Consider the following 17,978-nt stretch of genomic DNA (forward strand, 5'->3'; position numbering starts at 1 on the left):
GCACTACCGTGGATATCGGTTATTCGGGATGCAACATCGGCGGGGTGACCTCGCGGTGATCTTCAGAAAAGGGCGCCGACCGCGCCGGAAGCTGCGGCGCAAGGTTCCGAAGATTCCGCGCAAAACCCGGCAACCTCGGCCGCGCAAGAAGAGAACCAGCTGATTGGCGAATACGGTTCACCGCAGGGGGTTGTCGTAGGGCCGGATGCCCTAGCCTAGTAGGACAGGCCGATTATGCAGGCCGATTATCTCGTCGTTGTACCGCGGGCCCCCGGTCCCCTGGTGGGCGAAGCCGCCCGCGAACGGTTTTGTGCGTAACGCCGAGGTCCTGAATGAAGTTCAGTCCGGGCTGGAGGGCGAGCTCCTAGTTCCCATGGCGGCATCGCGGACGCCCTTCAGCAGCTTGGGATCGGCTCCTTTGGCAAGCGCTTCGAACAGTTGGACGCACAGCCATACCGCACCGGGCTCTCGTGTGATGCGGCGCGCGCTGTGGTACGCCTTCTCGGCCTTCTGCAGGTGCTCGGTCTGACCGCAAAGCACCAGCCCCGTCAGTACCAGCCCGTTGGTCTCGAGCACCTGGTAGACGCCCTTCTCCCACTTCAGCACTTCCCTCGCCTGGTGGTGTGCGCCGAGGAAGCAGCGATGTGCGGCCTCCGGGCGCCGCAGGCGCAGTTCGGCGATGCCTCGCACGGCGAGGAGGCCCGCCGCCTTGCGACCGGGGCGGATACGCGCTCCGGCCCGCGCCGTCACCAGGGCGCCCTCGATCTCGCCGGTCTGGAGTTGGATGCGGGTGAGCGTCTCGGCGGCGGCATGGGACACCTCGGCGACGCCCGACCGCACTCCGATGTTCGCGGCCTGCTCAGCGAGTTCGATTGCCCTGTCGATCGCACCGAAATGGAGTTCCGCGAGGGCCTGCGCATCCATGGCCTGTGCGGACAACAGCACATCACCGAGATCCTCGGCGAGGGATCGGCTCTTCTTCAACGACTCGATAGCCTCGATCGTCCGGCCCCGATAGAACTCCAATACGCCGCGGTTCAGCCACAGCTCGGCAATCGTGGCGGGTAGTTGATCCTCATGGGGAGCTCCCTCGGCGATGGCGAGCCCCTCGTCGTAATGGCGGGCGGCCTCGGAGAATGAACCCGTCTCTACGAGACAGAATCCTAATCCCTGATGCGCCATCGCCTCGTCGAGGGGCTTAGCCAGCTCACGTGCCAGGGTCAGGCATTCTACATATCCGGCCCGAGCCTTGCTGAGGCGCCAGTTGTCGAAATAGGCGCCGGCCAGGTTCAGACGTAGGCCGAGGTCGTATTCAGCGTCGCCCTCATCGGCTGGACCATTGAGCCGCAGGGCCCGCTGGAGGAGGCCTATCTGCGCACCGAGTTCGTCCTGTTGGCGCTTGGCCGCCGCCATCCTTTCCAGGTTAGGGATTTTGTCTTCTCGGTCCAGCTTGGGGTTGATGGCCTGGCGCCACCGCGTCAGCGCGTCGCTGTGTCCCCACCGTTCCAGGTACTCGTCATCGAGGCCGTCCATCGCCTCCAACGCCCGTTCGTACTCGCCACCTTGGACCCGCAGATCGATCTCGCTGAAGTGCGGCCCCAAGTTCTCAATGCGGCTGACGACCGCCCGTTCGGCCTCGGCGCGGAAGTAGTCGGCAGCGCCGTGGAGCAGTGCGATCAGGGTCCATGGCGGCGACGTCCCGGTGCGGTCGGCGGCCCGGCCCCGTCTGATCTGTCCCCGGACGTGCGCGGCCTCGGACGGAGGCAGGTAGAACCGATCGCCGTCGCGCCGTACAAGCCGACGTCGGGCGAGCCCGCCGACGAGCTCGGATACGTCGCGGTTCGGTAGGTGGGAACTGAGCAGTTGCTTGATCGCCTCCGCGCGAACTGGTCGGCCGAAAACCGCGACAGCTTGCAGGACGAGCAGCTCCGCACTGGACAGCTGCCCTTCCAGCCGCTCGAGCAAGACCTTGCTCGCGTCCTTGGCCGACACGCCCCGCATCGCCTCGAGCAAACTGGCGAGCGTGCCGCCGGGATCACCCGCGAGCGTTGCGTAGACGAGCTCGAGCGTGCGCGGACGGCCGCGCGTCAGGTCGAAGAGGCGATCCTGGAGGCCCGTCGCCGACGCGAGGCCGAGCACGCGGCCGCCGTCGAGCCCGGCCAGGAAGGGAATGATCTCCGAGGAAGGCAGGCCCTCGGACAGCGCCAGTGACTCATCGGCGCTGTGACCGCGGAAAAGTGGCTCGGGCGCCCTCGAAGTGACCAGCAGGAGCCGGACCATAGGGTCCTCACGCTTGCACAGATCCTGAACCAGATCGCGCAGTGCACTGTCACGGATCGCTCCGGTGGCGGCATCGAGGAGGTCTTCGGCGTCGTCGATGACGATGAGCACGCGGGTACCGGTCAGTTCCCCCAACACCTGGTCGAGCTTGACCAGCCAACTGTTGCGGTCCGATTGCAGGCGCTCGCCAAGACGGCTGCGCACCGCCTCGACGGGATGCGCGAGCGCCAGATCCTGAATGATCGTTGCCGCGTTCACCGGCCGGAACCCGCGTGCCGACAGGTAGTCGAAGACGTCCACCCGCGGGTCCGGGCGTTCGCGCAGGCGGGGGAGGACCTCGGCGGCGATCGCGGTCTTACCCATGCCGTCGTCGCCCGCGAGCACCACGGCGCGGGCGTCCGGGCGATCGAGCAGTGCGAGGAGCTCGTGCAGCACATCCACGCGATCATGAAAGGCAGCCGGTACCAAATCGGGGGGAGGATTGAGCACCCGCACCCGTTCCCCGCGCGGATGGCCACCGCCGTGCTGATCGATTTTCAGCCGCCCGACGATCCGGTCGGCCAGATCATCCACCTTATCCTTCGCCAGCTTTGTTGTGATCTTGGTGTTCCGAAGCTCTCGCCAGTCCATAAACTGGTGTCGGGCGATCGCCTTCGCGACGGGGTCGCGCTCTTGTTCATCTGGGTCATCGATCTGAGACGCCTTACGGTAGTACACGGGCAGGATCAGGTCGTGACGCCCTTGCTGCTCCTCGCGCCGGACGAAGGCGTTCACCTCATACCTACACCCGGCACTTTGGAAGAACCGCGGGGTGAGGATCGGGATCAGGAAGGTCACCTTCGCAAGAGCCGTATCAATCTCCTGCGCCCAGTCCTGGCCCCATTCGATGTCGAAGCGGTCTTGAAAGATCGAAAAATCGGTGACCCCGCGCGCGTGGACCTCCCTGGTCAGACGTTCACGGAACGCGGTGATGAACTCATCGTCGAGTAGGTCGTCTGCACGCACGTAGCTCAGGAACGCCATCGGCGGATTGCTCATGAGAACTCCTTCCGCTCCCGTCCCAACCAGTTCGTCGGGGCTCTACCTAAGCGATCTTCCAGCGCTGCTCTCCTCCGTACTGACGACTATCTCTCCGAATTAACGGTTATGGCAGAGCTCGGCAGTGGCCTGCATCGGCCTGCCCTGTCGTCGGTGAATCGGCGATCAGTTGTTGGCAGGCCAAGGCAGACTGCCGCCGCTTTTTGGCAGGCAGCGGACTGAACAGACGTAGATCCACAGTGGAGCCACTTCCCTGCCGACACTTTCCCCGGTCGGGGCCTAGCCGGACGAGAGGTAGAGGGCGGGGCCAGTGGTCGGCGCCGTGAGGGCGGACGGATTGGGAACGCCGGGTCCAGGACGGTGGTCAGTGGACCGCTGGTGTCAATGTGGTAGCGGCCCACGTACGGCCAGGGCCAGGGCCTGGGCAAGGCCGGTATCGGCATCAGAGATGCCGTGTCGCCGTCGGCGGATCCGTTCGGTGACCTTGCGCTAGCGGAGACTACGCCTTCGTAGGTCGAGCGGCATGCTCGTACTCGTTGGGGGATCCCAGACGTTGCCTTCTTCGTACGTCCAGGCTGGCGATTCAGTCAGGGTCGGTGATCGGTGAAGGTAGCGGTCTGAGTGGCCGGGCGTTGCCGATGACCTGGTTGGGTCGATGCTGGTTGTAGAAGGCCTCGAACTTGCGGAGGGCGTGGAGCAGGTGCTGCTGGTTCCAGATCAGCTTTCGTTCGAGAAGTTCGCGGCGGCATGATGTGTCCCGGCTTCGGTGGTGTCGCGTTGCTGGAATCCTCGTGCCGTCGATCACGAGGAGAGGCAGTCGATGCCCGTAGCTATCCCCTATGCACCACGACCGAGCCGCAACAACTTCGACCGCCACCGCAACTACATCCTCGCCGGTTACATGGCCTGCGGCACCTGAACCAAGGCCGCAGACGGAACGGGCTGGTCTGCCGATGTGTGGGCTGGCCGGAGTGTTGGACCTACGCGAACGCGTCACCGTCACCGAGACGCCCCAGCGGTCGATGCTCAACCACACCGCCGGGCCGGCCGGGCATGAAACTGCTCGCGGGACCGGCCCGCGCAGGCAAGGGGAACGGGTCGGTGATGGGGTGAACCGTGTGGGCGCCGGTAGGTGTGTTCAGGCGAGCTGGGCGGCGCGTAGCGTGAGGTAGTCGCGTTCTGGGCGGCTCGCGGTCATCCGGGCCGCGCGCAGGTAGCTTTCGCGGGCCGCGGCCGCGTCGCCGGCCTGGTCGAGCAGGTGGGCGCGGACCGCTTCGAGGTGGTGGGAGTGTGCCATCCGGTTGTCGCCGTCGAGTGTGCCGAGGAGTGCCAGCCCGGCGCTGGGGCCGTGCACCATCGCGAGGGCGACGGCACGGCTCAGCGTGACGAGCGGGCCGGGCGCGACGTGGTCCAGGACGTCGTAGAGGGCGAGGATCTGCGGCCAGTCGGTGTCGTCGGCGGTCGCGGCCTCGTCGTGCAAGGCGGCGATGGCGGCCTGGATCTGGTAGGGCCCGACCGGCCCGGTCCCCAACGTCCGGGTCACCAGCGCGGCGCCCTCGGCGATCGCGGACGCGTCCCACAGGTCGCGTCGTTGCTCGGCGAGGGGCACGATCGCGCCGGCGGTGTCGGTGCGGGCGGCTCGGCGCGCGTCGATGAGCAGCATCAGCGCGAGGAGTCCGGCGACCTCGCCCTCGGTGGGCAGCAGACGGTGCAGCAGGCGGGTCAGCCGGATCGCCTCAGTGGTGAGGTCGGTGCGGTGCAGGACGGGTCCGGCGCTGGTGGTGTAGCCCTCGTTGAAGACCAGGTAGATCACGTGGAGGACGACGTCGAGCCTCGCCTGCCGCTGTTGTGCGGCGGGCAGTTCGAACCGGGCTCCCGACGCGCGGATGCGCTGCTTGGCCCGGACGATCCGCTTTGCGATCGCCGCCTCCGGCATCAGGAACGCGGCGGCGATCTCGGCGGTGGTGAGCCCGCCGACGGCGCGCAGCGTCAGGGCGAGCTGGGAGGAGGGTGTCAGGTCGGGGTGGCAGCACAGGAACAGCAGGACGAGCGTGTCGTCGACGTCCGCCGTCTCCGCCATTCCGGTCGGCCTGAGTGCGGCGGTTTCCAGTTCGCGTCGTCGCCGGGCGCTGTCGCGGCGCCAGAAGTCGACCAGCGTCCGGGTCGCGACGGTCAGCAGCCACGCGTGCGGCCGATCCGGCACGCCGTCGGCCGGCCAGCGCTGGGCCGCCGCGAGCAACGCCTCCTGCACCGCGTCCTCACACGCGTCGAACTGCCCGTGCCGGCGCACCAGCGTGCTGAGGACCCGCGGCGCGAGTTCGCGCAGCAGGTCCCCGACGGACTCCTCGTTCACCACTCGGTCACGAGTGGTCCGGCTGGTGGTCCATGAGGCGGCGGATCTCCATCGGGAACTCGATGTAGGCGACCGCCCGCGATGCGATCTCGACGGCCCGTTCCTCGCTCACGTCGACGATCCAAAAGCCCGCAAGGGATTCCTTCACCTCGGCGAACGGCCCGTCGGTCGGCAGCGGCGCGCCGTTGTGGAAGCGCACCGTGGTCGCCTGGGCCGGGTCGACGAGCGCGTCGCTCGCCACCAGCTCGCCGTTCTCCCGAAGCTCGCCATCGATCTCCATCATGAGCTTCTGCATGCCGCTGATCCACTCCGGAGACCGGCTCGCAAGCGTCTCACCGACCCCACTGTGGTGGTGCCCCACCGGCCCCCTTTTCCTGCTGCCGATCCACGCCGCCCACCCCTCCCAACAATGGCCCGAGCCGCAGAACCAAGTGCTCGACCGTGTCATCCCGTCGATGACGCCGACCCTGCCGATCGCTGGCCGAGTTGTGCGCCGCCGAGACCGTCGAACCGCGCCTCGACGGACTGCCGGTCGTCGCTCCGGTGGTCACCGAACGTTCGGCGCTCCACCACGCCGATCGGGAGATCTCCGCTGTGCAGCGGTTCTCGGGCGTCCCGACGTACGTGATCCGCGGATCCGAGGCCACTCGAACGGCAATGGTGTCCGCTCTGCCGGCCCATCGCTACCTGCACTATGCGGGGCATAGTGTTCATGATCTCGCCAACCTGGGGGCTGGGTGGGCTCTGTCTGCGTGACGGAGACCTGACAGGCCTGGAACTCGCCGCCTTGCGGCTGCCCGGCGCGTCAATGGCTAGCTCTCCTCCTGCGAGGGAGTCCTCGGCGGTACGGGCACCCCCGACGAACCCCTCACCATCGCCTTCGGGTTGCGTTCGGGCAGGTTCCGTCACGCTGTCGACGCCCCGTGGGCGGTCGACGATCAGTCCTCCGCCGAGGTCACCGAAGCGTTCTACCGAGAACTCACTGCCTCGGGCCACCAGGTCCCCGATCCCGAAAGGGCCGCGACGGCCCTCCACGCGATGCTCCTGAACCTACGGCGCGTCCGTCCTCCCGCGGGGTGGGCCCGCTTACATGCACCTGGGCGCATGAAGTCTACAACTAACCGAGCGGCTCTCGATCAATTGCATGCTGCGTGCACTGCTGAGGGTCGCTTAACTCTCTACTGCCTTTGTTCTCTATCTATATGGATGCTAAGAGGCTGAGTCGAGTTGATCGAATATCTCACGTCTGGTTTGTTCTGCTGCAGTTAGAAACCCGGTGAATGCTTCGGGGATCTGCTCGACCAGCGTTCGATAGATAGCGATCGCTTCATCTGCAGCGGTGGCAGCTTGGGCGAGGTCGATACCGTGTGCATTCCTGATCCATGCGCTAGCCCAGAGCGACATGGCCAAGTTGGAAAGGTGGGCGGCGGGCCCACCCTCCGCCAACCGTCGGCGGATCTCTACGGCCTCGCGGACCAGTTCCAACGCTGCGCTCACCTCCCCCACCTCCGCCAAGCTGATGCTGAGGTTATTCAGGGCGCTGGCGAGACCGGGAAGATAGGCGGCGGGCTCACCCTCCGCCAACCGTCGGCGGATCTCTACGGTTTCGCGGGCTGGCTCCAAAGCGGCCCGCTTCTCACCCCCCTCCGCTAGGCGGACTCCCAGATTGTTCAGACTCAGGGCGAGATCGGGGAGGTGGGCGGCGGGCTCAGCCTCGGCCAAGCTTCGGTAGATGCCCGTCGCCTCGCGGGTGACCTCCAACGCGGCACGCCTCTCACCCACCTCCGCAAGGCGGACGCCAAGGTTACTCAGGGTGCTAGCGAGACCGGGGAGGTGGGCGGCGGGCTCGACCTCGGCCAAGCTTCGGTAGATGTCTGTGGCTTCGCGGGTAGCCTCCAGCGCCGCTCTCACGTCCCCCACTCCCGCCAAGCTGTTGCCAAGGTTACTTAGGGCGCTGGCGAGACTCGGGAGATGGGCGGCGGGCTCGACCTCGGCCAAGCTCCGGTAGATATCTGTGGCTTCGCGGGTAGCCTCCAGCGCCGCTCTCACGTCCCCCACTCCCGCCAGGCGGACTCCGAGGTTGTTCAGACTCAGGGCGAGATCGGGGAGGTGGGCGGCGGGCTCGGCCTCGGCCATGCTCCGGTAGATGTCTGTGGCTTCGCGGGTGGCCTCCAGCGCCGCTCTCACGTCCCCCACTCGCGCCAGGCTGTTGCCGAGGTTGTTCAGACTCACGGCGAGATCAGGAAGGTGACTATGAGACCCAGCTTCGACCAGATTTCGATAAAGGTCTACCGCCTCCGTGCTCGCTTCAAGGGCCGACCGTACATCACCCGTTTTTGCCAGACGGACGCCTAGCTGATCTAGGGCAGTGGCGAGATCGATGCGCGTGGCCAGATCGTTACCAAGGCGATCCCGAAGGACGTGAATGTGTCGTTCTAGCTCACGATCATTCATCCGTACCTGACCCTTCGTCTGTACGGCTGGGTTCACCCGATCCATGAGCCGTTCTCAACCATTGATCAATATAGCCAGGCTGAAGTGCGACCTCATCACTGTAGATTTTGAAGTCTATTGTCCTACTTGGATCAGTTATCCTTACGTGTACGGCAGGCTTATCAGGCGCTCTAGAGTCTCGTGTTTGCTCTCCAGGATGGGTAAGCATCACTAAAAGGCCACTCATCAACGTCAGCACGACTACGGCACTCCATCTAAGGGTGCTTGCCTCAGTTGTTGCAAAGTTGATGGCCACATTCGTCGCAGTCGCCAAAACGGCCGCAAGGACGGCGGTGAAGATACCTCTTCGCAGGGACCTTCGAGTAGCCGTCACTGTCATGGACCTTACCCAAACGTGTTCTTGCCAGTGCCGCAACACGCTTCGTGGCTTTGATCCCTAGATCCCTGGCCAGGGTATACCGGCTTCCCTCGTCCGCACGCACGTAGCACCCTCCGCACAGATCTGGAGGGTGCATTCGCGCGAACGGCGCGAAACCCGTGACAGACCGTCTCGCGCGAATGTGCCCTCCGGACCAAGGAGGGGTCTGGGGAACCACGGGGTTCCCCGTTCACCCCATGATCAACCGGCATCACGGATGCAGAACGCAGGCATTACGGGTCGGTGGTACCGGTCCGTAGTGTCCTGCGGCGGGTTGAGCGTGTTGCCCGTGTCGGGGGACGGATGCGGCAGAAGATGCTCTGCCGTCGGGCTGAGAGCGCATCTTGGGGTGTTGACCGAGGTCTTCACCCCGGAACTGGTGGACAGCGCGATCGCCCAGCACGATCCGGGGTGAGCGGCAGTGCAGGCTGCTGCCATCTCGGCTGGTGGTCTACTTCGTGCTCGCGTTGTGCCTGTCCGCCCGCGAGTCGTACGAGGAGATCCTGCAGTTGCTCACCGGAGGTCTGCCCGGGAGTACGGCTCTGGTGAGGGCGAACCGGTCCTCATTGTTTCGGGCCAGGGCCCGGCTCGGGCCCGAAGTGCTGGAGACGCTGTTCCGTCAGGTCGCGGGACCGTTAGCCACCCCGCAAACGCCCGGGGCATGGTGGCTGCGGCTGCGGCTGCTGGCGCGTTGGACGGCACGCAGATCGACGTTCCCGACTCGGTCAGCAACGGCAAGACCTTCGACGGCCCGGCCACCATGCAGCACACACCGCTGGGATTCCCGCAGGTGAGGGCCGTGGTGCTGGGAGAGGTCGCAGTCGTAGAGATTGTCCAGTCGTCGGTTACCTCGACGCGCCCGATCTTTCTCCAGGTATCGACGGCCTTGTTAACAAGCATGCTGAAGAGCCACCGGTGCTGGCTCTCTGGCCGCATCGAACCGACGGTCTCCCACTGAGCGCAAGCGTCGGTGAACGCATCGTGTACGAGATCTTCTGCCTGGTGGCAGTCGCCTTGGGCGAGAATCTTGGCGCGGATCAACAGCGAAGGGCTGGTAGCTCTGCAAAGAACGTCCACGTCCAGCCGAGAACTGCATCTGTCACCTGGCCCCCTTCCTAGTGTCGGCGGCGGCGGCCTGCTGGTCACTGCGCGCCGACCGGTTCGGCGCCCCGTGGCTGGCCGGGTCGGTGAGGGTGGCGATGATGCTGTGTTCGCGGCCCTTCTCATCGATGCCGACACCGTAGTTCGGACTCTTGCAGTCTGGGAAGCGGGTTGGTGGGGGTCGCGGTGATCGGCGTTCGGCCAGCCCGTCGGCCATAGCGCGCGCCACACCGTAGGCGCCTGTACCGAGATCGCTGCGGGCCGTGCACCTTGAACGTCGGCACCGTGTCGCCTAGCCCGCCCAGATACCCGGGGTAGGTGCCGTGGCTCTTCGACCACCGATGACGGCTCATATACGGCCACAGCAGCTCGATGCAGGCGGCGACACCACTGAAATCCCACTCACGTCCAGGCGGGCGAACATGACCCTCGGTGTTCAACTGGTCCGCGAGACACTCCATATCATCGCCGGTCTCGCGGTTGAGCTGAGCGAGCCGGCGTACGGCCGTCCGGTGGTATCCGGCGGCTTCAGCGGCGGCGAAGTCAGCCATCCGCAACGCCGCGGACACCCGTTCCTGCGCCAGCCGTTCGCGTTCGGCGCGGACGCGTAGCGCTTCACGTTCCTCAGCGCTCCTGGCCCAGGGCCCGACCGCCGGGCCCCCAACCACTCGTCGCGGCATGGTCGCCATATTGCCCCAGATCGACGCTCGAAGGCCGTGGGCCGCTGATGACCACCCGCACGCCAAGATACGGCCCCGAGTTCACGGGACACGGTCTAGTTGTGGATGACTGTTGAGGCGGGCGGCTGGCAGGCAAGGGTTGGCATGGACATGAGCTGGGTGAAGGCACCGGATGTCGACAGCAGTGGCACCCAATCAGGCAGAGGGCAGCTGGTGGTGTTAAGGAGAACATGGCCGTCGGCCGAGATGTTTGCGGACGGGCCCGGCCCGGGCGATGTGGTGACGATCGTGAGGTCGCCTCGGTGGTGGGCTGAGGATCTGCGGAACTCTTCGACCTCGTCGGTGCAACTGACGAGGACGTTCTGAGACGAAGCGTGGCGAGCTAGGAGATTGCGCGTGTGTTCAGAGTCGTCCGTGAGGGCGAGCCCAGGAATTCGTTCCTCCCGCAGGGTGTCGGCATCGATGCCGAAGAGTCGCCGGGCGTCGGACCGGCTGAGTACGACGCGATTTCTTCGGCTGGTCAGGGCATCAATGGCCAGGTGGCGGACGGCGTTTTCGGCTCCCGGGCCTGTGAGGGAGATCCCCGTTGCGCTGAGCAAGGTCTCTTGGCGTGCGGCGAGAGCTGCGGGGCCGGCCCGGGTTGCGAGCCCTGGCGTCGCCTCGTGCTTCATGCGGTTGAGCATGGACAGCACCGCCGGGGTGAGGGTTCGCCGTCTTCTGCACGCGTGAATGGCACCGCCGATCAGGGCGAGGAGTGTTGCCGCTCCGCCGCCCGAGACAGCCAGCCACGGTGCGCCGTCATCTGGCTCGCGACGCGGCTTTGGGGGATGTTCGTCTTTGTGCTGGGGTGGTTTCGCCGTCTGTGCTGTGGCGGGAATCCATTCCGGTGAAGGGGAATGGCCATCACCTCGGGCTGCGGGTTGGTCGAGTCCCGAGGTGGGCGGAGTCGGGTTCGCGTGGCGCTTCTTGGTGTGATGCCCCGGACTTTTTGAAGGCCGATGGCGTCGCGGAGGCTTCGACGCCCTCGGAATGGAGTCGCGGATGACGTCGTCCCAGTCCGGGTCGCGACCGCTTCTGATGCTCCGCAGTACCTCTTTGCGGGCGCGGCGGCAGGCTTTGTCTCTGTCGACGTACCTCTTGGCGACTGGGCCGATAGGGCCACATGCTGCGACGTTCTGAATGCTCGGCGGATCGGCGTTCTCGTGGGGAAGGTGGCTGAGGGTGACGACTGCGACCATGAGGAAGGCGCTGTTCACGGATAGCGCCAGCCAGTGTGGACGACGAGTGGGCCGGGGTTGTGGCTTCTCCAGGTTGCCAGGCACTTCAGCGGTCGGTGTACTAGGCACCCGGGCCCCGTCCGTAAATGTGGCTCTCGTGATTGGCGCGGTGTTCTGCGGGGCGGCGTTGGAGGGACGTCGGGCGCGGAGCTGGGTTGCGGCGGGGCCATCGGATGGCGAGGAAGAGCGCGATGGGCCAGCCGAAGACGGTGGTGCAGCAGATCGCATTGAACAGCATGATGATGGCGATGTCGTCGACGCCGCGGGCTAGGGCGATGAGCGTGGGTAGTACCGCCAGGAAGGCGAGAAGGCCGATCAGCGCGAGCCAGAAGTAGATGCTGTTCTGGAGGGCGGACATCATCCTGCTCCTTCCGCTCGATTAGAGGTTGCGTCGTCGGTTGCGGTCGGGGACCTGGGGCTGTGTTCGCCGGGCGCGCGAGACTTCGATGGGCTGTTCTGCGGACATCTCGAGTGCCTCGTCGATGGAGTACGGGAAGTCTTCGGCCGCCTTGGCTACGTCTGCGCTTCGGTCGGGGTACGAATGCGGGGCTTCCGGGACGGCCTTGGCGATGATGTGGTCTGGCAGGTTTGTGGTGGTTTCCAGGACTGTTCGCAGCTCGGCGGCGTGGGGCTCGCGCCCCTGGAATTCGAGCTTGGCGCGTAGCTCGTCGGCGAGCTGGCTCGCGCGCTGCTCGAGCCGGGCCTGTTCCCACTCGTCGCGGTCCGGGCCATGGACGCGTGCGGCCCATTCGGCGCCGGTACCTTCGGGGAGTTCTCCGCGTTGGGGTGCCGGACCGCCGGTGCGGACGTTCGGGTCTCGGATGAAGAACGGCGCGGCGCGGGCCATGGCGCCGAGTGGATCCTTGCCTTCACCGCGGAGCCGGTCGTAGTGGCTCATCCCGTGTGGGTGCAGGCGGCGCAGTTGCTCCTCGCATTGGCGGACGGCGAGGGCCGCGGAAGCGTTCTCGGCAGCGTAGGGGACGGCCGCCCCCCACGCTTCGGCGACGTCGACCAGGTTCGCCTTGCGAAGCCACTTACCGTCGTGGGCACGGGCCCAGCGGGAGCGCGCTTCGGCCATGGCTGCTCGCTGTGCTTTGGCTTCTGCCCGTGCGACCTCTCGGTCCATGGCCTGCTGCGCAGCTTCTAACCGGTGCTTGCGCTGGGCGAGAAGTTGCTGTCCGGCTGCGGCGACGGACACGAGTTGCACGAGTCGTTGCCCGCCATGGTGGAGTCCTTCGGCGATCGGGTCTGGATGGTTCTGGGTCATGCCGTCCTCCGGGTGGTGGGCTTTGGCGAGGTGGCGCGAGGCGAATGCCTGGTGCCGGTTTCCTGCTGACCAGAGCTAAGGGGCGGGGGAGACGATGCGTCCGGGTCCGGGCTGATCACCGATGTGACGAGGGCGGTGATCTCAGCGGGCGGCATGCCGACTCTGGTGGCGACGCGGGCGACTTGCCGGGCGATCTGATCGTGCGGCAGCTCGGCGATCAGTTTGGCCGCGGACTGAGCGGCGGCAAATCGGGACTCGACGAACTCCAGCCGTCCCCCGGACCTGTGGATTCTCTCATCTATCACCAGGTCAGCAAGAGGAGTTACTGACAGTAATGCATCACGGACAGTCGATTGTCCCGTCGGGGAGAGTAGCTCTGCCGGGTCTCGGCCGTGGGGTAGGACGGCCGCCTCGATCCGGGCGGCGATGGGGTGGATGGCATGCCAGGCTCGGATCGCTCCGGCTCGTCCAGCAGGGTCACCGTCGAGCGCGATCACCAGGCCGGTGGTTCCGAGGTCGGCATGGGCACCGAGCGCGTTGACCTGGGCCGAAGTGACCGCCGTCCCGCACGGTGCGACCGCAGCGTATTCCTCCGGCAGGGTGGTGTTGACGGCGATCGCGTCGAGTGGGCCTTCGACGAGGAGAGGACGTGCCATGCTCGCGACCTGCGCGCGTGCCTCGTGGAGTCCGAACAGGATCTCGCCCTTGCGGAAGAGCTCTGTCTCGGGAGTGTTGAGATACTTCGGCCCTTGGGCATCGTCCCGGCGGCGGCCGATGAAGGCGACGATCTGTCCGTCCTGGTCTCGGAGTGGGAACAGGACACGGTCTCGGAGGAGGTCGAAGGGCTCTCCGCCGTCTTTCCGCTTCGCCAGGCCGGCATGGATCAGGGTCTCATCGCGGTGCCCCAGGGCGCGCAGGTGTTGCAGCAGGGCGCTATGGGAGCGCGGGGCGAAGCCGATCTCCCACTGCTCCTGCACCTCCGAGTTGAAACCACGACCCGCGAGGTAGCGGGCTCCCCAGCTTCCATTCAGTTGTCGTCTGTAGAAGCCGTGGGCGTCGGCTAGCACGGCGTGGAGTTGGGATGGACGTTCACCAAGCCGTCGTCGATGGGGGGCTGTGCTTTGGGACCGCAATGCCTGCCGAGGCTCGGTCTCTTGGGTTGGCGCACCGGTTGCTTGAGGCCCCGGGTCGGCTGCCTCGGCGAGGCTTCGCAGCTGACGCCGTAGTCGCGTGCTCGTACGGACGATCTGATCTCCCACCGCTCGGATGGCGGCGGGCGAGTCGGTGCGGCCATCCGTCCCCGCCCACTGCTGGGCTGGCGGAAAGGACAGATGCATGACCGGCAACCCCAGCTCCGCCAGGACGAGGTAGGCGACCGAATCCGCGAGGACGCGTCGGACGCCGTGACAGGGGGCGGCGTCTACGCCTGCTGTATCGAGATGCCCGCCGGGTCGCAGTGCGTGCGCGAGCTGGTGGACGAGCAGTGACGTTGCGGCGGTGTCGTCCAGTTCCGGAGGTATCGGGATACGACGGCCGGGCCGCCCAAGGTAGGTCCATCCTTGCCCGCGGTCGATGTAGAACCCGAGTTTGGCGGCGACCTGGGAGACCTGCCGCAGTCCCTCGGCCGGGGAGAGGGGCTGTTTCTCGATCGCGTCGCCATCGGTCTGTTCGATGTCGAAGACGGCGCGCGGTCTGCCACGGGTCGAGATGATCCGGATTCCAGTTTCGCCGCCGCGGACCTGCCGCCCCGCCTTCTGCCACGCGTCATAAGACCGGACGTCGGTCGCGGAGCGCCGCTGTGCCGGGATCAGCAGCGTGTTAGTGAATCCGTATCGTCCATGCCGGCTCGCATGAACCAGCCACGCGTCCCACTGGAGACGGCCGTCGGCCAGCTGGGCGACCACGTGATCGGCGATCCCTTGAAGGACGTCGAGCCGGCGTCGTTGCTGCTTCTCGTCGGGCGTCATCGTGAGTCCCTCTGGGCGGACTCTTCACGGACGGCGGCGATCATCTGCGTGAGCCGATGATTGGCGATGGTGAAACCCAGCTCGCGCAAGCGGCGGCCGAGCTGGTCCCGGCTGAGCAGGACACCTTCGCGTTCCATTTCTCGCTGAAGCTGCCGGGCGACGGCCATGAGGTGGTCGTCCTGCCGCGTCTCCTCGGTCGCGTCGTAGTCGGGAGCCGGACGTGGCGATTGCTGGGCGGCGGGCAACCTGTGGAGAGCGAGACGGTCGGCCAGCGGCGCTCTCCAACGCCATGACCATCTGCCGTAGTCCTGCTGGAGTTGAGAGACGGCCAGGAGGTGGCGGTGCTCCAGGTCGAGGCCCTGCCGATACTCGGTGATGTGCCAAAGGATCATGCGTCGCCACAGCAGCAGGCTGGACACCGGCGCGAGCAACCAGCGAGTGGTCGGGATCCTTTCGATCCTGCTGGCTGAGGTGAGTCCGACCCACCGGCGGATGAGATGCCGGACGCCTTCGACGACCGTGATGAACAGCACGGGCATCGCCGCGTTCATCACGCTGCCGGCCAGGCTCCCGCGCGCGGCGGACACGTTCACTAGGACGGTACCGGCGATGTAGATCCAGGCGACCCAGCGCAGCATTGGCCAGGGCAGATCCAGGTACTCCATCAGGAGATCCCAGGCCAGAAGGGTCAAGATGCCGACATCCATGCCGACCGGCACGATCCACGCCAGCCCACCGAAGTGCGGCTCGGCCATCTCCCGGATGGTGGTGAACGACCCGAGTCCACCGAGGACGGCCAATGCCACGATCAGCGGAGCGACTCCGATGGTCACCCATTTGACGACTGCGGGTTGTGTCCTCCGCGCCCCGCCCCTCGGCGAGTCCGCGGCCCGGAACTGCTGGACGGTCGTCACCGTGTGCGCCTCTCCAGCATCCAGAACAGCAGCCGCGCGACGTACCGGGCCTCATCGGCGGTGCCGAGCAGCCGACCGTGAGCGGTCACGTAGGCGTACGCGCCCTCGGCCCCGGCGCACAGGACGGTCTCGGACCACCCGTCGTGGCGGATCCGCAAGCGCCAACGCCCGTTGCGCGGTTTGCGCACTCGGACGCTGACGCCGATGTGCTGCAGCTCGTAGCGAAGCCGCAGGAGGCGGGCACGCCGTTCCGCCAGCTCATCCTGTGTGGTGGTCGCCTGCGACTCCATCGTTCCCCCCGGTGATGTCAGCCGATGAACCGACCCGGCCATCAACTAAAGTCTTTGATCAAGAACATGCATCACACTTCGGGGATGGTCAATTACAGAGTGCGAGTCGGCGTGTTGTTGCCTAAGAAGGTCGTCGGCCGCGGTGACGGTCTCCCGATGGGTGCTGCGAAGTGGGCGGCGTTCTGACCGGGACAGCGCCGAGAACGGGAGCCCAACGGCTGGGGAATCCGGCGATGGCCAACTGTGCCTGCGAACGCGCTGGGAGTTCGTCCCACCGAGTCCTTCGGTGACCCTCAGCGGCGGTTTGCGCTCGCTCAAGATGGCGGTACGCATGACGCGCAGCGGCGGCCTGCGCCTGGCGCTGCTGGAGCCTGCGGATCTGCGCGACGGTCTCCAGCAATGTGATCAGACGCCCCACCAGCGCAAGGACAGACAGCGTCATGCGGTCCTGGACACCGGCCAGCGTCAGCAGCCGAGCGGAAGTGCGCAGGGCGTTCCCTTCAGATGTTGGGCGCGGGATGCGGCCGTACGGTGCTCGGGCCGCTCGGTCATAGGTGTCGGCAGCACGGCGAAGGTGACGATTTCCGGTGACCTCGGCGGCCACATGCAGCACATCGGACGCGGCCCAGCAGGCGTCTTCGGCGGCAAGAGGGTTGGTCACCAGATGCCGCCGAACATGGGACGTGGCGTAGGCAGCGGCGCGGGCCGCATCGTCGTAGAACGCCTGACGCTCCTCGTGAGTCAGGTTGTCTGCCGGCAACGTTTCGTTGCCTGCCGGGTCATCCCATCCTCGCCGGAGGCGCGGCAATGTGAGGTCGTCGGCGAGCCGGCCGCCGCTGTACCAGACGGGTTCATCGGAGTCAGCGAGCGCGACGGCATAGCCGGTGATCTGCTCCGGATCGGTCTTGCTGTACCGAAGCCGGACGAGCAACCCTTGCTGTTCGAGTCGGCGGACGAACTCATTGGTCGTCTGGGATTCGCCCGCCGCGCGGCGGACGGCCGTCCGCAACACCCCGCGCACCGTCCGCGCCGACAAGAGCGGTCCGGACGGCGACCGAGGCCCTGGACGATCAGCACCCTCCGGCGCCCATCGACGCCGCAACTTGGGCAGGGTCAGATCAGCGGCCAGCCTTCCGCCGCCGAACCAAACCGGCCGTCCGGACGCTTCGACGTCATCGACCAATGCGACGGCGTAGCCGGTGACGCCGTCAGCGGCCCGCGTGCTGTAACGCTTGCGGACCAGAACACCCTCGGCCCCTAATGCGCCGAAGAATTCAGCCTCCGTCCGCGCTCCCGCCGCAGCAACTGAGACATGCCGCCGCAGGACACCGCGAGCCGGCTCTACACGCCCGACCCGCGCGGCCTTCTCGGTCTCGGCGCGCTTGGGTCGCCGCGCCGCCGTCCGGTCCGCCGGCGCCGTCCGCCGCAGCCCGAACCGCCGCTCCATCTCCCGGCACGCGTCCCGAATCCGGTACCCGTCATTCCACACTTCCGGTCGGACACCGTCCGCGCGCGCCAAAGTGGCCACGATGTGCACGTGGTCATCGGCATGCCGGACGGCGATCCAGCGGACGGCATCCTCGTCCCCATCCCCGGCCAATCCGGTACGGGACATCATCTCTTGCGCGACCTCGGCCCACTGCCGATCACTCAGAATCGGGTCTTCCGGCGCCGCCCGCGCTGACAGATGCCACACCGGCTTGCGGTAATTCCGCTCACCCAGCAAAGCCAGAGGCTGAGTGAGCAGACCGTCCAGCCGCCGAAAATCACGCCTGCCATCCGCACGCAGCGCCGGCTCCAACTCAGCCGGGCTCCGAAACCCCGCCACGATGTGCGGATCGTGATGCTCTCCGCACCGGCCAGGCCCGTACAGATACCGGATCAGCCCCTGCACCCGCTTGCCCCGCAACACCTTCCCGATCAACGTTCGCCGACCACG

General features: G+C 66.5%; 14 protein-coding genes. 3 read left to right on the forward strand and 11 right to left on the reverse strand.

Going from position 1 to position 17,978, the window contains the following annotated elements:
* Nucleotides 1-339: 339 nt before the first annotated feature.
* The 4 genes from ACH34T_RS39615 to ACH34T_RS39630 form a co-directional block, all read right to left on the reverse strand.
* Nucleotides 340-3,318: a TIR domain-containing protein gene (locus ACH34T_RS39615; RefSeq protein WP_396026143.1), complete on the reverse strand. Its 2,979-nt coding sequence runs from the start codon at nucleotides 3,316-3,318 to the stop codon at nucleotides 340-342.
* A 1,138-nt stretch (nucleotides 3,319-4,456) separates the two neighbouring features.
* Nucleotides 4,457-5,671 (reverse strand): RNA polymerase sigma factor, encoded by a 1,215-nt coding sequence (locus ACH34T_RS39620; protein ID WP_396026144.1) that lies wholly within the window; start codon nucleotides 5,669-5,671, stop codon nucleotides 4,457-4,459.
* Nucleotides 5,672-5,678: 7 nt separating this feature from the next.
* Nucleotides 5,679-5,966 (reverse strand): YciI family protein, encoded by a 288-nt coding sequence (locus ACH34T_RS39625; RefSeq protein ID WP_396026145.1) that lies wholly within the window; start codon nucleotides 5,964-5,966, stop codon nucleotides 5,679-5,681.
* A 914-nt stretch (nucleotides 5,967-6,880) separates the two neighbouring features.
* Nucleotides 6,881-7,903, reverse strand: coding sequence for a tetratricopeptide repeat protein (locus tag ACH34T_RS39630; RefSeq protein WP_396026146.1), 1,023 nt, complete (start codon nucleotides 7,901-7,903; stop codon nucleotides 6,881-6,883).
* A gap of 1,044 nt (nucleotides 7,904-8,947) precedes the next feature.
* Between ACH34T_RS39630 and ACH34T_RS39635 the strand changes: the two genes are divergently transcribed.
* From ACH34T_RS39635 to ACH34T_RS39645, 3 genes are all read left to right on the forward strand, one after another.
* Complete coding sequence (locus tag ACH34T_RS39635) at nucleotides 8,948-9,337, forward strand: transposase domain-containing protein (protein ID WP_396026189.1); 390 nt, start codon at nucleotides 8,948-8,950, stop codon at nucleotides 9,335-9,337.
* Nucleotides 9,235-9,501, forward strand: coding sequence for a hypothetical protein (locus ACH34T_RS39640; RefSeq protein ID WP_396026147.1), 267 nt, complete (start codon nucleotides 9,235-9,237; stop codon nucleotides 9,499-9,501). Before ACH34T_RS39635 ends, ACH34T_RS39640 begins: the two co-directional genes overlap by 103 nt.
* A gap of 565 nt (nucleotides 9,502-10,066) precedes the next feature.
* Entirely contained in the window at nucleotides 10,067-10,255 is a 189-nt protein-coding gene (locus ACH34T_RS39645; RefSeq protein ID WP_396026148.1) for a hypothetical protein, read from the forward strand.
* A gap of 164 nt (nucleotides 10,256-10,419) precedes the next feature.
* Here the strand turns inward: ACH34T_RS39645 and ACH34T_RS39650 are convergent, their stop codons facing one another.
* The 7 genes from ACH34T_RS39650 to ACH34T_RS39680 all read right to left on the reverse strand — a co-directional run bounded on the left by ACH34T_RS39650 (nucleotide 10,420) and on the right by ACH34T_RS39680 (nucleotide 17,963).
* Entirely contained in the window at nucleotides 10,420-10,995 is a 576-nt protein-coding gene (locus tag ACH34T_RS39650) for a hypothetical protein (protein WP_396026149.1), read from the reverse strand.
* 667 nt (nucleotides 10,996-11,662) lie between these two features.
* Complete coding sequence (locus ACH34T_RS39655; protein WP_396026150.1) at nucleotides 11,663-11,959, reverse strand: superinfection immunity protein; 297 nt, start codon at nucleotides 11,957-11,959, stop codon at nucleotides 11,663-11,665.
* Nucleotides 11,960-11,980: 21 nt separating this feature from the next.
* Complete coding sequence (locus tag ACH34T_RS39660) at nucleotides 11,981-12,868, reverse strand: hypothetical protein (RefSeq protein WP_396026151.1); 888 nt, start codon at nucleotides 12,866-12,868, stop codon at nucleotides 11,981-11,983.
* Nucleotides 12,865-14,835 (reverse strand): toprim domain-containing protein, encoded by a 1,971-nt coding sequence (locus tag ACH34T_RS39665; protein ID WP_396026152.1) that lies wholly within the window; start codon nucleotides 14,833-14,835, stop codon nucleotides 12,865-12,867. The genes ACH34T_RS39660 and ACH34T_RS39665 overlap by 4 nt, the downstream gene beginning before the upstream one ends.
* Nucleotides 14,832-15,749 (reverse strand): DUF2637 domain-containing protein, encoded by a 918-nt coding sequence (locus tag ACH34T_RS39670; RefSeq protein WP_396026153.1) that lies wholly within the window; start codon nucleotides 15,747-15,749, stop codon nucleotides 14,832-14,834. The genes ACH34T_RS39665 and ACH34T_RS39670 overlap by 4 nt, the downstream gene beginning before the upstream one ends.
* On the reverse strand, nucleotides 15,746-16,039 hold the full coding sequence (locus ACH34T_RS39675) for a hypothetical protein (protein ID WP_396026154.1): 294 nt from the start codon (nucleotides 16,037-16,039) through the stop codon (nucleotides 15,746-15,748). Before ACH34T_RS39675 ends, ACH34T_RS39670 begins: the two co-directional genes overlap by 4 nt.
* Before the next feature lie 121 nt (nucleotides 16,040-16,160).
* Nucleotides 16,161-17,963, reverse strand: a complete 1,803-nt coding sequence (locus tag ACH34T_RS39680) for a relaxase/mobilization nuclease domain-containing protein (RefSeq protein ID WP_396026155.1) — start codon at nucleotides 17,961-17,963, stop codon at nucleotides 16,161-16,163.
* Nucleotides 17,964-17,978 lie beyond the last annotated feature (15 nt).

This window comes from Actinomadura sp. 9N215 (assembly GCF_044326345.1).
Taxonomy (GTDB): domain Bacteria; phylum Actinomycetota; class Actinomycetes; order Streptosporangiales; family Streptosporangiaceae; genus Spirillospora.